This is a genomic window from Poseidonocella sp. HB161398, assembly GCF_005870025.1.
GTDB lineage: Bacteria > Pseudomonadota > Alphaproteobacteria > Rhodobacterales > Rhodobacteraceae > Mangrovicoccus.
The window spans coordinates 33,398-46,830 of the sequence record NZ_VATA01000003.1; the positions used below are offsets into that span (position 1 = coordinate 33,398).

Sequence of the window (13,433 nt, forward strand, 5' to 3'; positions counted from 1 at the left end):
CAGACTTATCCACAGCTTCGGTGGGTATGTTCGCCCTTGAGGTCGGGCTGGAATCGGGGCAGGGCTGAATGAATCAAGAACGCCTGCAATGACCATTGACACTGACAGCTCGCCGGAAACTCCGCTGACCGGCCACGCGCGGATCGCCGACTACCTGCGCAACCTGGAGACCGCTCCGGGCGTCTACCGCATGCTCGACGAGCAGCAGCGCGTGCTCTATGTCGGCAAGGCGCGGAACCTCAAGGCGCGCGTCTCGAGCTATGCCCGCCCGCATGGCCACAGCCCGCGCATCGCCCGGATGATTTCCGAGACCGCGTCGATGATGTTCCTCACGACGCGGACCGAGACCGAGGCGCTGCTGCTCGAGCAGAACCTCATCAAGCAGCTCAAGCCGCGCTACAACGTGCTGCTGCGCGACGACAAGAGCTTCCCGAACATCCATGTCACCGGGCATGCCTTCCCGCAGATCGCCAAGCACCGCGGCAAGAAATCGGCGCCGGGCAAGTACTACGGCCCCTTCGCCTCGGCGGGCGCGGTCAACCGCACGCTCAACCAGCTGCAGAAGGTCTTCCTGCTGAGGAACTGCACCGACAGCCAGTTCGAGAGCCGCACGCGCCCCTGCCTGCTCTACCAGATCAAGCGCTGCGCGGCGCCCTGCGTCGGGCTGGTCTCGGAGGCGGAGTACCGCGGGCTGGTCAAGGATGCCGAGGATTTCCTCGCCGGGCGCTCGACCAAGGTGCAGGCGCAGCTGGCCGAGGAGATGCAGAAGGCCTCCGAGGCGATGGAATTCGAGCGCGCCGCCGCCCTGCGCGACCGGATCCGCGCGATGACCCAGGTGCAGACCTCCCAGGGCATCAACCCGCGCGGCGTCGCCGAGGCCGACATCATCGCGCTGCATGCCGAGAACGGCCAGGCCTGCGTGCAGGTCTTCTTCATCCGCGCCAACCAGAACTGGGGCAACCGCGACTACTATCCGCGCGTGGGCGAGGGGGTCAGCGAGACCGAGATCATGGAGGCCTTCATCGGCCAGTTCTATTCCGACCGCGAGCCGCCGCGGCAGCTGCTGCTGTCGCACGGGATCGAGGACGAGGACCTGATGCTGGAGGCGCTGGCGCAGAAGGCCGGGCGCAAGGTCGAGATCGCCGTGCCGCAGCGGGGCGAGAAGGCCGAGCTGATCGCCGGGGCGGCGCGCAATGCCCGCGAGAGCCTGGCGCGGCGGATGTCCGAGACCGCGACCCAGGGCAAGCTGCTGCGCGGCGTGGCCGAGGCCTTCGGGCTCGACGGTCCGCCCGCGCGGATCGAGGTCTACGACAACTCGCATATCCAGGGCACGAACGCCGTCGGCGGCATGATCGTCGCCGGGCCCGAGGGATTCCTGAAGAACCAGTACCGCAAGTTCAACATCCGTGGCGAAGACCTGGTGCCGGGCGACGATTTCGGGATGATGAAAGAGGTGCTGACGCGCCGCTTCAAGCGCCTGCTGAAGGAGGATCCGGACCGCACGCTCGGCCTCTGGCCCGATCTGCTGCTGATCGACGGCGGCGCCGGGCAGGTCAGCGCCGTGGCCGAGATCATGCGGGAATTCGGCGTCGAGGACGTGCCGATGGTCGGCGTCGCCAAGGGCATCGACCGCGATGCGGGCAAGGAGGAATTCCACCGCGTCGGCCAGCGCCCGATGGCGCTGCGCCACAACGACCCGGTGCTCTATTTCATCCAGCGCCTGCGCGACGAGGCGCACCGCTTCGCGATCGGCACGCACCGGGCGAAGCGCGCCAAGGCGATGGGGGCGACGCCGCTGGACGAGGTGCCGGGCGTCGGCGCCTCGCGCAAGCGCGCATTGCTGGCGCATTTCGGCTCCGCCAAGGCGGTGAGCCGCGCCAACCTCGCCGACCTGCGCGCGGTGGAGGGCATCTCCGACAACATGGCGCAGAAGATCTACGACTTCTTCAACCCCGGCAGCTGATCGCCGCCCCGTCCCGTTGGCGCCCGCCGCCAGCGGTTCCGGGTCATGCGACGGCACCCGTGCCGGACGGGCTCTGCCGCCCCAGGGGGGCGCTGACGACCCATTGCTATTCGGACGCGGGCGGCAAGGCTTTAGACCGCTCCCTGGCAGGCTGCGCGCAGGCCGACCAGAAGGGGATGGTCCCGCCCCGCGGAAAGGACGCGTTTTCGACCGCAGTCTGCATCTCGCCGGGCCCACCCGGCCTGCAGGCGCCGCGACAGGGATGTCTTGGACCGTGAAACGGGTCGGGACGGATATCCGGAAATGTCCCCGGCATCCTTGTGACAGGGTCACGCCGACAATGCCGCGGGCCTTGCAGCGGCACGCAGTCCATCTCCACCGCAAGCGCGACGGCCTTCGCCCTCCTTCTTTCGGCAGGATGATCCAAAGGGTGCCTGACGTCATGTCCATCCAGTATGGGGCCCCGATCTGGACGGCTCGGCAGGGCGGTGCATGGATGCGGCCGATGGGCCAGGGCGCGCTTTGCCCGGGGGGGCGACATGCATCGTCGCAACGACGACTGATGTTGTCCAGAGGCAGGGGCACGCGCTGCCAGCTCGCGGCCGCAAAGCCAGGCGAAGTCGAACCTGGCTTTGCGCCGGACGTGGTAGAGGAGCCGCCGGTGCGGGATGCGGCCCCAGCGCCGTCAAATGGGGAAGGCGTGCCGCGCCCGACATCGGCGAGGAGCATCTGGCGGGAGCCTCCGCAGGTTGCCGGCGGCTTCGGCGCGATTGCGCTGCGCAGGCAGCTGCGGAACTCCTTGGCAACAATGTCCGTCACCCGGTATTGGCCCCGACCATTGGCGGCGCGCAGGGCCTGACCCCGGAAGGTGGTACGTGGCCATGCGCTGACCGTGCAAGTCGCTCACGGGCGCAATCCGGTCAGCGGGGGGGCCACGTGTTCGGTTCCAGGCGCGGGGCCCGGCACAGGATGCTGATCCTTGAACCGGACAGGCCGGAACTCCTCTCCGCTGGGCTCGGGGTGTACTGATTTGCTCCCTCCCACATGAATCGCGGCTCCGGCTCCGGCTCCGGCAACGGGGCGGTGGCATGAGGGGCCCGTTCCGGCTGACCGCCGCGCGGCCGGTGCGTCTGAATCCCGTCTTGCCAAAGTCGCATGGAAAGTTCCGTGGTGATGACAAGCGGATCGCGAGTGGAACTACCTTCGTCAACCGCAATGGGTCGAGATGGCGCGATGCCCCCGAAGCCCAAGCTCCGCACGGTCGAGATGGGCCGTGGCGCCCGTGGTGCCGCAAATGCCGGGGAAACGCTCTGCAGCCGCTGGACGCGTCGGCACGAGAAAGGCAACTTCGTGCGGATGATGGCGGGACTGGCTCCCGGGTATGGCGACCAGAAATCCGTGAGGATTGACGAGACGGATCTGCAAGCCCCCCGCTTTGCGACCCGCATGGCCGCCGCAAAGGGGGCGCGGTCGCCTGAGATCCTGTCCCGCTTTGCGGCGCAGCTCGCGACGGCTGGCGGGCGGGTCTGGCTGGCCGCTTTTCGATGGAGGCAGGCTGACGGTGACATCGTCGCAGACCGGCGCGGGCGTTTCCAGCGCCATGCAGCTGGCGCACTGTGCAGTCTGTTCCCCGGTCTGCTCCATCTGATGGCTCCGACGAGGCGCCGGATCGCGGCATCGTCGGGAAGCGAGGGCATGACGGCCGCCGGTCCGAAGGAAGGCCCGGACATCGGCGGCATCGGCGCGCCGCCTGATCTGGCCATCCGGGCGCGCGATCGGGTTCGTGCCGTGACGCCTGGCGCGGTGCCGGGGCGGGAAGGTCATGGAGGCCGGCACGTCTTCCTCCGTCCTGTCCATGAGCGTGGCGCGCGTCGGCCGCTCGCGACGCCTCCGGTCGGCGGCTAGGCGCCGCTGGGTCCTGGCGGCGGCGTGCCCTGGCTGGGCGAAGGCCATGGCGATGAAGGCCCCCCGGCGGCTCTTGTCGGCCTTGGCGAGCGCATTGCGCCGGAAATGGACGCGGCGGCGCTGCCAGGCAGTGGAGTCCGCCCTGCGGTCGCGACCTTGGTGCCTTCATGCGTATCGCTGGCCGCCAGCTTCACGCCGCCTAGGCTGCGGCCCACGAGATCGCGCAGGAGGGAATGGGAACCGTGGCGCCGGTGGTGCCGCGAAAGTCCCGTGAACGGCCCGGCCCCGGAGGCGCTGGTCGCCATGCCCGGGACCTCGCACCGCCCGTCTGCCATCGGGGTCGGACCGATGGCGACGGCCGCGGACAGCCGTTCGCACGACCGCGAAGGTGACGGCCGCAGACAGCCGTCATGGCTTCGCCATCCGTCCTAGCGCGATGGCGGCGCGCCCGCCCTGGCGCACCTTGAGACAGGTCGCGTCGATCCATGAGCCGGGGCGGAAGAAGAAGGGCTCTGGGGGAGGCTTTCCCCGCCGAAGGGCCATGCGTCTTCGATCGGCCGTGCCAGGACGGCATCGACGCGCTCGCCACTCGCCATCGTCCTTGGACCGATGGCGGAAAATGGCCCGTTCCCCGCGCAGGCGGCTGACCTGGGCTCATCGAGATGCCGGTCCGGCCCGTCGCCTGAACCAGATCATCCTTCGAACGTGTCGGGACGCCATGAACGCAGGCCGCCTGGATGGCGGCGGCCAGCGCTTTGTCCGCCAACCGATTCGGGGGATCGATTGGCGGGCGCTCGAAAGCCATCGGCCGTTCCGCGGCGAAGCTGACCATCCCGCGCAGCGGGTCCGCATCGCGGGTCGGGGCGGCCCTCGGACCGGTGGCGGGCGGGCGCTCCGCTCAACACGAGCGCGCGGAGTTCCATCACCGGTCTGGCCATCTGCGGCATCCCCCGGTTCAGCTTGGCGTCAGCGCCCCGACCCTGCCAGGAACCCCGGCGGTAAGCGCAGGTTACACCGCGCCCCGGGACGCGATCCCGGTTGGTCCGCCGAAGTTCGAGGAGCAGGAAGCGATCCGGAAGTACGTTTCCCCGGGAACGGACGGCACGAACACCGAGCTTCACGCCATCTGCGACAGTCCGGGGCGGCGGATCGACTTGTTCGTTGCCGCCCGACATGTGAGCGGCCATGCTGGCGCAGGAACGCTGCTCTGCGGTCTGCCGAAACGATAATGTCTGTTCGGGGATCGCGGCTATGCCGCCGATTGGCTCCGAGAAGCCTTGCCGGAAAAGCGGTGGGCGCCTGCATTCCCGGTCGAAAGAAATGCAAGCACCCGGTGAAATATGACAGGCGCCAATCCAGGTGGTGCAACCGCATCGAGACCATGTTCGGCAGGTTCACGCACCGGAGGCGCATGGCACCCTGCGACGGCCTATGTCCGGAGGTCTTCCTCTCGGCTACCGCTCTCGCGGGACTCTCCATCCTCCGGCTGTCAATCCTGAACCCGAGACAGTTCGCCGGTAAAGCGACCGGCAATCCGCCTTGGCCTTCCAGCGGCAGGACGGCCCGCGATTGCCCCGCCTAATCGATGGGCGCGGGAGTTTCCTGCGTCGCATAGGGATCGCAGGCTCCTGCGGCGAGCGCGGAACTCTGGACACAGGCACAGCGGCTGCGTCTGTTCCGGCTGCAGGGGCGCCGGGCTGGAAGACCTGCCGGGCCGGGCCGGTCGCCGTCGTCCGGCAAAGGAGCTGCAGGCCCTCATGGCCGGGCCGGTGCCCGGGCCGCAGGCGCTGCGGTGCCGCCGGCGCGGGCTGCGGCCGGGCGGCGGGCATCCGCGAGGCCGTCGAGCAGGGGGCCGAGCCAGGCTTCGTAGGCGCGCCAGCTCTCCGAACTGCCTTGGTAGAGCGGCCTGCGGACCTGGGCTGCCGACGTGGTGGTGACGGTGCGCGCGGTTTCGTGGAACTGCATGCAGCCCTCGTGCCAGGGCAGGCCGAGACGAGCGAGCAGCCGCTCCGTCTCGCCGCGCTGGTCGGCGCAGAGCGCCTCGTAGCCGAGCGGCAGGATCCGGCCCGGGCAGAGCCGGGTCCAGTCGGCCATCAGCCCGCGATAGAGCCGGTGATAGCCCGCGAGGTCCGCCAGGTCGTTGCCGAAGCCGGTGCCGCGCCCGCCCTGCGGGAAGATGTTGCGGAAATTCGACCAGCAGGTCGCCACCGGGTCGCGCTCCAGATGGATGATCGCGGCCTCGGGGAAGGCGGCGGCGATCCAGGGGATGTAGAGGAAATTGCTGGGCATCTTGTCGACCACCCAGCCGGCCTCGGGCGTCGAGGCGGCGAGCGTGTCGAGATAGGCGGCGCGCAGCCGCAGGAGCTGCGCTGCGGAGGGCGGCGCCTCGGGCGGGCCCTCCATGTGGATCGCCGCCGCCAGGCTGTCGCGCTCCCCCGCGCCATGGACCTGAGGATGGCTGGCCAGGATCTGCTCCGCCAGCGTGGTGCCCGAGCGCGGCAGGCCGGTGACGAAGACCGGGCGGCGGCTGGCAAGGGGCGGCGGATCGATCTGCGGAAAGCCCTGGGCCGCGATCTGCCGCATGCGGGCGAATTCGGCTTCGTCCTGCGCCAGCGCGTAGCCCATCTCCGCCTTGCGCGCGGCATTTCCGCGGGACCAGAGCGCGAAGGCTGCCGCCCGTTCGCCCCGCAGATGATGCTGGCGCGCGAGGCCGAAAGCCAGCAGCGCCTCGTCCCGCCGGGGCAGGGCGGGATCGGCGAGCCGTGCGGCAGCGCGGCCGAGCAGCGGGTCATCGGCGGGGAGCGCAAGTTCCACGCAGGCGAGGTAGAGGAAGCGCGGCCGGTCCGGATCGAGCGCCAGCGCGCGGCGGATATCGGCCTCCGCCAGCGCGGTCTCGCCGAGGGCGAAAAGCAGGCCGGAGCGGTCGGCGCGGAGCGCGGCATTCTCCGGATCCGCGGCCAGCGCGCGGTCGAGGCAGTCCCGCGCCTCCGCCCCCTGGCCGAGCATGGCCAGCGCATTGCCGCGCAGCGCCAGCGCCAGGAGGTCGCCGGGGCGTTGCGCGAGCAGGTCGCAGGTCAGCGCGGCGACCTCGGCCGGGCGCCCCAGATCCATCAGCATCCGCGCCAGGTTCATCGCCGCGTCGCCATCCTCCGGCGCCAGCCGGTGCGCCGTCATCAGATGCGCGCAGGCGCGGCCGGGATCGCCCGCGGCGACCAGCGCCTCGGCCAGGAGGGTGTGGAGAACGGGAAACTGCGCCGCTCCAGCCAGCATGGCGCCCGCCGCTTCGACCGCCTCCGCGGTGCGTCCGGCGCGCAGCATCTGCCGCACCGCCTCGATCCCCGCGCCGATCTGGCGGCGCAGCGCCGGATCGCCGATCCGCGTCACCTCCGCCAGCCCGCGGCGCGCCTTGCGGTTGCCGGGATAGCGCGCCAGCAGGTCGAGATAGAGCCCCGCCGCCTCTGCCGGAGCGCCGCCGCGGGCCAGGCCGCGGGCCCGGCGCAGCGCGCTTTCCACTGTCTCTGCCGTCGCCGCCATGCGCCGCGTCTCCTTCCCTTGCTTTTGCTAGCTCCAAAGGTCTAAGCGAAGGTGAACCGATGTGCCCTTTCCCTGTCCGGCGCCGCGCGCTAGGAGAACCGCATGAGATGGACCCTGCCAAATATCCTGACTGTGCTGAGGCTGCTGGCAGCCCCGGGTGCGGCGCTGGCTTTCGCCTTCCTGCCGCGGCCGCTGGCGGACTGGATCGCCTTCGGTCTCTTCGTCGGCGCCTCGCTGACGGATTTCCTCGACGGCTGGATCGCCCGTGCCTGGCGGCAGCAGAGCCGCTTCGGCGCGATGCTCGACCCGATTGCCGACAAGGCGATGGTGGTGATCGCGCTGGCGGTGATCCTGGGCACCTCGGGGATGAATCCCTGGCTGATCGTGCCGGCCACGGCGATCTTCCTGCGCGAGGTCTTCGTCTCGGGGCTGCGCGAATTCCTCGGCAAGGACGCCTCCAAGCTCGCCGTCACCCGGCTGGCCAAATGGAAGACCACGGTGCAGATGGTGGCGATCGCGATCCTGCTGGCCGCGGGGGCGATGCACGCCGGGCTCGTCGACCTGCTTGGCACCGGGCTCCTCTGGGTCGCGGGGCTGCTGACGCTGGTCACCGGCTGGGACTACCTGTGGAAGGCGCTGCCCTATCTCAAGGAGGAGCCGCTGCCATGATCGACTGCCTCTATTTCGCCTGGGTGCGCGAACGCATCGGCCTGCCGCGCGAGCGGGTGGAGACCTCGGCCGCGACGGTAATGGAGCTGGTGGAGGAACTGCGCGCCAGGGAGCCGCGCTATGCCGCCGCCTTCGAGGACATCTCGGCGCTGCGCGTGGCGATCGACCAGGAGCTCGCCGATTTCGATGCCGCGCTCGCAGGCGCGCGCGAGGTGGCGTTCTTCCCGCCGATGACTGGCGGATGAGCGTCCGCGTCCAGTCCGCGCGCTTCGATGCCGGGGCGGAGCTGAACGCCTTCTCCGCGGGGCTCGGGAATGCCGGAGCCGTGGTCAGCTTCACCGGCGTGGTGCGCGACCGCGACCAGGGCGGGATGGTGGCGATGGAGATCGAGCACTATCCGGGCATGACCGAGGCGGCGATCGCGAAAATCCTCGCCGAGGCCGAGGCGCGCTGGGATCTGGTCCGGGCGCTGGTGATCCACCGGCACGGGCGGCTGGAGATCGGCGAGCCGATCATGATGGTCGCCACCGCCTCGCGCCACCGCGTCGCCGCCTTCGAGGCGGCCGAGTTCCTGATGGACTACCTGAAATCCCGCGCCCCCTTCTGGAAGAAGGAGATCGGCGCCGGGGATGCCGCCTGGGTGGCGGCGAAGGACGAGGACGAGGACGCGCTCGGCCGCTGGTCGCCCAAAAAGGACTGACCGGGGCAGGGGGCGCGCCGCTTGCCACGAGCGGACGCCGCGCCCGGGGGCGCGGCCGGCATCGTGTCACGCCGCAGGCGTGTCCGCTGGATCACGCCCGGACGAGCGGGTCAGTAGGAATAGTCCTTGTAGATCCGCGTCAGGTCGCCCGCCCAGTCGGTGTCGTAGCGGCGCAGCAGCTCGTCGGCCGGGGTCTCGCCGGTCTCCAGGCTCTCCTTCAGCGCATTGAGGAAATGGGTCTCGTCCGGAACCAGGCCGCCCGCGCCGGGGATCGCCCGCGCCTTCAGCCCGCTCTCGGCGATCGCCACCACTTCGCGCGCCAGGTCGTGCATCTTGCGCCCGCCGACCTCGGCCTGCAGCCCCTCGACCGAGGCCGCCACGCGCCAGGCGTCGCGCTCTTCGGCGGTGAAGCCCTTGGCCAGATCCCAGGCGGCGTCCAGCGCGGACTGGTCGTAGAGCAGCCCGACCCAGAGTGCGGGCAACGCGCAGAGCCGCCGCCAGGGGCCGCCATCGGCGCCGCGCATCTCGATGAACTTCTTGATCCGCGCCTCGGGGAAGATCGTGGTCAGGTGGTCCGCCCAGTCCGACAGCGTCGGCATCTCGCCCGGCAGGGCCGGCAGCTCGCCCTTCAGGAAGTCGCGGAACGATTGCCCCAGCGCGTTGATGTACTTGCCGTCGCGGTAGACGAAGTACATCGGCACGTCGAGCGCGTAGTCGACCCAGGCCTCGAAGCCGAAGCCCTCGTCGAAGACGAAGGGCAGCATGCCGGTGCGGTCGGGATCGAGATCGCGCCAGATCCGCGCGCGCCAGGACTTGTGGCCGTTCTTCCTGCCTTCCAGGAAGGGCGAATTGGCGAACATCGCCGTGGCGACCGGCTGCAGCGCCAGCGCGACGCGCAGCTTCTGCACCATGTCGGCTTCCGAGCCGAAATCCAGGTTCACCTGCACCGTGCAGGTGCGGTACATCATCTGCAGCCCCAGATTGCCGACCGTCTGCATGTAGTCGGTCATCAGCCGGTAGCGGCCCTTGGGCATCATCGGCATCTGCTCATGGGTCCAGATCGGCGCCGCGCCGAGCCCGATGAACCCCGCGCCGATCTCGTCCGAGACGCTCTGAACTTCGCGCAGGTGCTGGTTCACCTCGTCGCAGGTCTCGTGGATCGACACCAGCGGCGCGCCGGACAGCTCCAGCTGCCCGCCGGGCTCGAGGCTGACATTGGCCCCGTCCTTGGTCAGGCCGATGATGTTGCCGCCTTCCTCCAGCGGCGCCCAGCCATAGCGGTCGCGCAGCCCTTCGAGGATCGCCTTGATCGAGCGCGGGCCCTCGTAGGGCAGCGGCTTCAGCGTGTCGCGGCAATAGCCGAATTTCTCGTGCTCGGTGCCGATCCGCCAGTCGGATTTGGGCTTGCAGCCTGACTCGAGATAGCCGGCCAGCTGATCCATGCTCTCGATCGGGCCGCCACCGCTTTGGGGAATGGACATCGGTCAGGTTCCTGAAACTTGGACTTACGTCCTAGACACCTGCTGCGAAGCCGCGCCGGTGTCAACCGCGCCGGATACCGACCAGAGTCGGTATCTGCCCTCGCCGCGCCGGTTCCGCGCCGCCACGAGCCGCGCTTCGGTCAGCCCGGGCAGGGAATTCAGCGTGTCAATCAGCGCATCCTGCCCGCCCGCGGTCACCGGGATGTGCAGATCCGGCGCGCCGGGCTGCGACAGAACCCAGACCGGCGGATGCGAGCGGTGGTCGATCGCCACCGCGCTCAGCAGGTCGCGCTCCACCGAGCCGCCGTCGAGCGGGCCCCAATAGGTGATCCGCCCCTCGTCGGCCTCGATCATGCCCAGCCCCTGCTCCTTCGGGCGCAGCCGCATCCGCTGCCAGCCGGCGATGCCGAGCGCGACCCCCGCCAGCAGCACGGCCCAGCCGAGCCAGCGGGTCACGCCGAAAGTCGCCAGCGCGATCCAGAGGCCGAGCAGGACCAGCCCGGCCGCGGCCACCAGTTCGCGCCCGCGCCACAGGCCCGCGCGGATCTCGGGACGGATCAGGGACATGGCGGCACCTCCAGGGGCGTGGCGAAGAGATAGAGCCCGAAGCGGCCGATCTGGCGGAAGCCGAGGGCGCGATAGGCGCGGGTGGCGGGCTCGGAGGCGGCGAAGAGCACCGCGCGCTTGGCGCCCGCGCGCCGCGCTTCGTCCAGATGCAGCGCCACCGCGGCGCGGGCCAGCCCGCGGCCGCGCCGCGCAGGCGGCACGTAGACCGCGCCGATCTGCACGATCCGGGGCAGGGCGGCATTGAAGCCGGTCATCGCCACCCAATCGTCCCCGGCGCGCAGCAGCCGGTGCGATCCGGCCTCGAGGAATTCCGACACGTCCATCTCGGCGCGCAGGATGGCGCCGCTCTCGTCCTCGCCCAGCACTTCGCGGGCGAAGGCCGCGCGCAGCGCGACGGCGGTGCTGCGCGGCGCCTCGGAGAGCGGGTGCAGGCTCAGCCCGTCGCACCGCGGCATCGCCAGGTCCGCGAGGTCGAGCACGAAATGCGGCTCGTCGTCATCCATCATCCTCGGCGCCCGGTCGAGCCCGAGCGCGCCGAGCACCGCCAGCGCCAGCCCGGTCTCGCCGATCACCCCGGCAATCCACTGCCCGGCCAAGGCGGCGCGCAGGTCGCCGAGATCCGGCGCGCAGACCGGCAGGACCATGCCCTCGGTGCTGAGCGCGACGGCGCCGAGGATCCGGTCGCCATCCGCGGTCAGCCGGAAGCGGCAGGCATGGCGGGCCGGGCCGCCAGACAGACCGTGCCGCGCCAGGTTCGACAGCGGGAACATCGCCCGGTCGGCATCGGCCTCCAGGAAGGCCTCCAGCCGCGCGCGGTCCGCGGGCCCTGCCCAGCGGGACTCAGCCATGCCAGTCGCCCAGCACGTCCTGCCAGAGCGCCAGAGCCGCCACCGCCGCCGTGTCGGCGCGCAGGATGCGCGGGCCGAGGCTGACGGCATGGGCGTTGGGCAGGGCGTGGAGCCGCTCGCGCTCGGCCTCGGAAAACCCGCCCTCGGGGCCGATCAGCACCGCCCAGGGGCCGCGACCGGCTTCGGCCAGCACCTGGCGCGCGGGGATCGTCTCGCCGGTCAGCGTCTCGTCGCAGAACATGATCTGGCGGTCATGGGGCCAATCGGCCAGGATATCGGACAGCCGCGCCAGATCGGCCACCTCGGGCACGCAGGTGCCGCCGCATTGCTCGGCCGCCTCGACCGCATGGGCCTGCAGCCGGTCGCGGTTCACCCGGCCGGAATTGGTGAACTCGGTCTGGACCGGCACGATCCGCGCGGCGCCCAGTTCCGCCGACTTCTCGACGATGAAATCGGTCCGCTCCTTCTTGATCGGCGCGAACAGCAGCCAGAGATCGGGCGGCAGGCGCAGCGGCGCGGTCTGCTCGAGGCAGGCCAGCGTTCCGGCGCGCTTTCCGGCCTCGGCCACCTCGGCCAGCCACTCGCCGTCCCGGCCGTTGAAGACCGGCAGCCGGTCGCCCACGGCCAGCCGCATCACCCCGAAAAGGTAGTGCGCCTGCTCTTTCGTCAGCGGCAGGGTTTGCCCCGCGCCCATCGGATGCTCTAGGAAGAGCCTGATCTTTGCCACAGCCATGGGGCCTTCATATGTCCGAGACCGTCCTGAGACCAGAGCCTGCATCGCCCGACGGCGTGGTCGCCGATGCCGTCAAGGGGAACTGGGTCGACCGGCTGGCGCCGCCCTGGTCGCGGCCCTGGCTGCGCATGTCGCGCGCCGACCGTCCGGCGGGGACCTGGCTGCTCTACATCCCCTGCCTCTGGGGCGTGTTCCTCTCGGCCGCGGCCGAGGGGCGGATCGGCTGGCTGGGCCTGTGGATCGTGATCGGCTGCGGCATCGGCGCCTTCCTGATGCGCGGCGCGGGCTGCACCTGGAACGACATCACCGACCGCGACATCGACGGCTCGGTCGCCCGCACCAAGTCGCGGCCGATCCCCTCGGGGCAGGTGACGGTGAAGGGCGCGGCGGTCTGGATGTGCCTGCAGGCGCTGGTCGCCTTCGCCATCCTGCTGAGCTTCAACATCAACGCGATCCTGCTGGGCATCCTCTCGCTGGCGCCGGTCTGCGTCTATCCCTTCGCCAAGCGCTTCACCTGGTGGCCGCAGGTCTTCCTCGGCATCGCCTTCAACTGGGGCGCGCTGCTGGCCTGGACCGCGCATCAGGGCAGCCTCGGCTGGCCGGCGGTCTGCCTCTATCTCGGCGGCATCGCCTGGACGATCTTCTACGACACGATCTATGCCCATCAGGACCGCGAGGACGACGCGCTGATCGGGGTGAAATCCACCGCGCGGCTCTTCGGCCGCCACACCCATGCCTGGCTCGGCGCCTTCGGCGCGGCGACGCTGGTGATGCTTCTGGCCGCGGTCGAGCTGGCGCTCGGCGGGGCGGGGCGTCCGGTGGCGCTGTGGCTGGCGCGGGCCGGGGCGCTGGCGATGGGGCTGCACCTAGCCTGGCAGTGGCGGCGGCTCGACATCGACAACGGCGACCTCTGCCTATCACTCTTTCGTGCGAATAGGGACGCCGGGCTGATTTTCGCCGGTTTCCTGTGCGTGAGCGCAGCCTTCTGATTGCGGCAAGGAAAAAAAGACAGTAAGCCCGCCGAACAGATTTC

At 70.3% G+C, this 13,433-nt stretch carries 10 protein-coding genes and 2 pseudogenes; 6 read left to right on the forward strand and 6 right to left on the reverse strand.

All coding sequences use genetic code 11. The features are described 5' to 3' along the window. The first annotated feature begins 88 nt into the window (after positions 1–88). A complete protein-coding gene (gene uvrC, locus FGX59_RS03220) occupies positions 89–1,963 on the forward strand; it encodes an excinuclease ABC subunit UvrC (protein WP_138465080.1) in 1,875 nt (624 codons plus the stop codon). Positions 1,964–3,051: 1,088 nt separating this feature from the next. Further along, a pseudogene (locus FGX59_RS38580) lies at positions 3,052–3,433 on the forward strand (transposase); the annotation flags it as partial. 66 nt (positions 3,434–3,499) lie between these two features. On the opposite strand, the pseudogene FGX59_RS03230 reads toward FGX59_RS38580, so the two are convergent. Both FGX59_RS03230 and FGX59_RS03235 read right to left on the reverse strand, forming a co-directional pair. Next, a pseudogene (locus FGX59_RS03230) lies at positions 3,500–4,592 on the reverse strand (transposase); the annotation flags it as partial. Between the two features lie 1,031 nt (positions 4,593–5,623). Next, entirely contained in the window at positions 5,624–7,402 is a 1,779-nt protein-coding gene (locus tag FGX59_RS03235; protein ID WP_138465082.1) for a tetratricopeptide repeat-containing sulfotransferase family protein, read from the reverse strand. 102 nt (positions 7,403–7,504) lie between these two features. On the opposite strand from FGX59_RS03235, the gene pgsA reads away from it, so the two are divergent. From pgsA to FGX59_RS03250, 3 genes are read left to right on the forward strand one after another with little or no spacing between them, the layout of a single operon-like run. Beyond that, positions 7,505–8,071 (forward strand): CDP-diacylglycerol--glycerol-3-phosphate 3-phosphatidyltransferase, encoded by a 567-nt coding sequence (gene pgsA, locus FGX59_RS03240; protein WP_138465083.1) that lies wholly within the window; start codon positions 7,505–7,507, stop codon positions 8,069–8,071. After that, complete coding sequence (gene moaD, locus FGX59_RS03245) at positions 8,068–8,316, forward strand: molybdopterin converting factor subunit 1 (RefSeq protein WP_138465084.1); 249 nt, start codon at positions 8,068–8,070, stop codon at positions 8,314–8,316. Before pgsA ends, moaD begins: the two co-directional genes overlap by 4 nt. Then, on the forward strand, positions 8,313–8,771 hold the full coding sequence (locus FGX59_RS03250) for a molybdenum cofactor biosynthesis protein MoaE (RefSeq protein ID WP_138465085.1): 459 nt from the start codon (positions 8,313–8,315) through the stop codon (positions 8,769–8,771). Before moaD ends, FGX59_RS03250 begins: the two co-directional genes overlap by 4 nt. A gap of 110 nt (positions 8,772–8,881) precedes the next feature. Here the strand turns inward: FGX59_RS03250 and FGX59_RS03255 are convergent, their stop codons facing one another. The 4 genes from FGX59_RS03255 to FGX59_RS03270 are packed head-to-tail and all read right to left on the reverse strand — an operon-like array spanning position 8,882 to position 12,400. Continuing rightward, positions 8,882–10,252 carry a glutamate--cysteine ligase gene (locus FGX59_RS03255; RefSeq protein ID WP_138465086.1) on the reverse strand — a complete coding sequence of 457 codons (1,371 nt, stop codon included), beginning with the start codon at positions 10,250–10,252 and terminating at the stop codon, positions 8,882–8,884. A gap of 24 nt (positions 10,253–10,276) precedes the next feature. After that, the gene (locus FGX59_RS03260) at positions 10,277–10,819 is read right to left on the reverse strand and encodes a hypothetical protein (RefSeq protein WP_138465087.1); all 543 of its coding nucleotides are present in this window, start codon (positions 10,817–10,819) and stop codon (positions 10,277–10,279) included. Continuing rightward, positions 10,810–11,667 (reverse strand): GNAT family N-acetyltransferase, encoded by an 858-nt coding sequence (locus FGX59_RS03265; protein WP_171060494.1) that lies wholly within the window; start codon positions 11,665–11,667, stop codon positions 10,810–10,812. The genes FGX59_RS03260 and FGX59_RS03265 overlap by 10 nt, the downstream gene beginning before the upstream one ends. Then, positions 11,660–12,400, reverse strand: a complete 741-nt coding sequence (locus FGX59_RS03270; RefSeq protein WP_138465089.1) for a 16S rRNA (uracil(1498)-N(3))-methyltransferase — start codon at positions 12,398–12,400, stop codon at positions 11,660–11,662. Before FGX59_RS03270 ends, FGX59_RS03265 begins: the two co-directional genes overlap by 8 nt. An 11-nt stretch (positions 12,401–12,411) precedes the next feature. Here FGX59_RS03270 and ubiA point away from each other — a divergent pair, with 11 nt between their 5' ends. After that, positions 12,412–13,389, forward strand: a complete 978-nt coding sequence (gene ubiA / locus FGX59_RS03275; protein WP_138465090.1) for a 4-hydroxybenzoate octaprenyltransferase — start codon at positions 12,412–12,414, stop codon at positions 13,387–13,389. Positions 13,390–13,433: the final 44 nt, after the last annotated feature.

What these genes read in the sequence shown, in the direction of transcription:
- FGX59_RS03265 (WP_171060494.1), bottom strand. Translation starts at nt 11,667, where the DNA reads ATGGCTGAGTCCCGCTGGGCAGGGCCCGCGGACCGCGCGCGGCTGGAG.
- pgsA (WP_138465083.1), top strand. Translation starts at nt 7,505, where the DNA reads ATGAGATGGACCCTGCCAAATATCCTGACTGTGCTGAGGCTGCTGGCA.
- FGX59_RS03235 (WP_138465082.1), bottom strand. Translation starts at nt 7,402, where the DNA reads ATGGCGGCGACGGCAGAGACAGTGGAAAGCGCGCTGCGCCGGGCCCGC.
- FGX59_RS03270 (WP_138465089.1), bottom strand. Translation starts at nt 12,400, where the DNA reads ATGGCTGTGGCAAAGATCAGGCTCTTCCTAGAGCATCCGATGGGCGCG.
- ubiA (WP_138465090.1), top strand. Translation starts at nt 12,412, where the DNA reads ATGTCCGAGACCGTCCTGAGACCAGAGCCTGCATCGCCCGACGGCGTG.
- FGX59_RS03260 (WP_138465087.1), bottom strand. Translation starts at nt 10,819, where the DNA reads ATGTCCCTGATCCGTCCCGAGATCCGCGCGGGCCTGTGGCGCGGGCGC.
- moaD (WP_138465084.1), top strand. Translation starts at nt 8,068, where the DNA reads ATGATCGACTGCCTCTATTTCGCCTGGGTGCGCGAACGCATCGGCCTG.
- uvrC (WP_138465080.1), top strand. Translation starts at nt 89, where the DNA reads ATGACCATTGACACTGACAGCTCGCCGGAAACTCCGCTGACCGGCCAC.
- FGX59_RS03250 (WP_138465085.1), top strand. Translation starts at nt 8,313, where the DNA reads ATGAGCGTCCGCGTCCAGTCCGCGCGCTTCGATGCCGGGGCGGAGCTG.
- FGX59_RS03255 (WP_138465086.1), bottom strand. Translation starts at nt 10,252, where the DNA reads ATGTCCATTCCCCAAAGCGGTGGCGGCCCGATCGAGAGCATGGATCAG.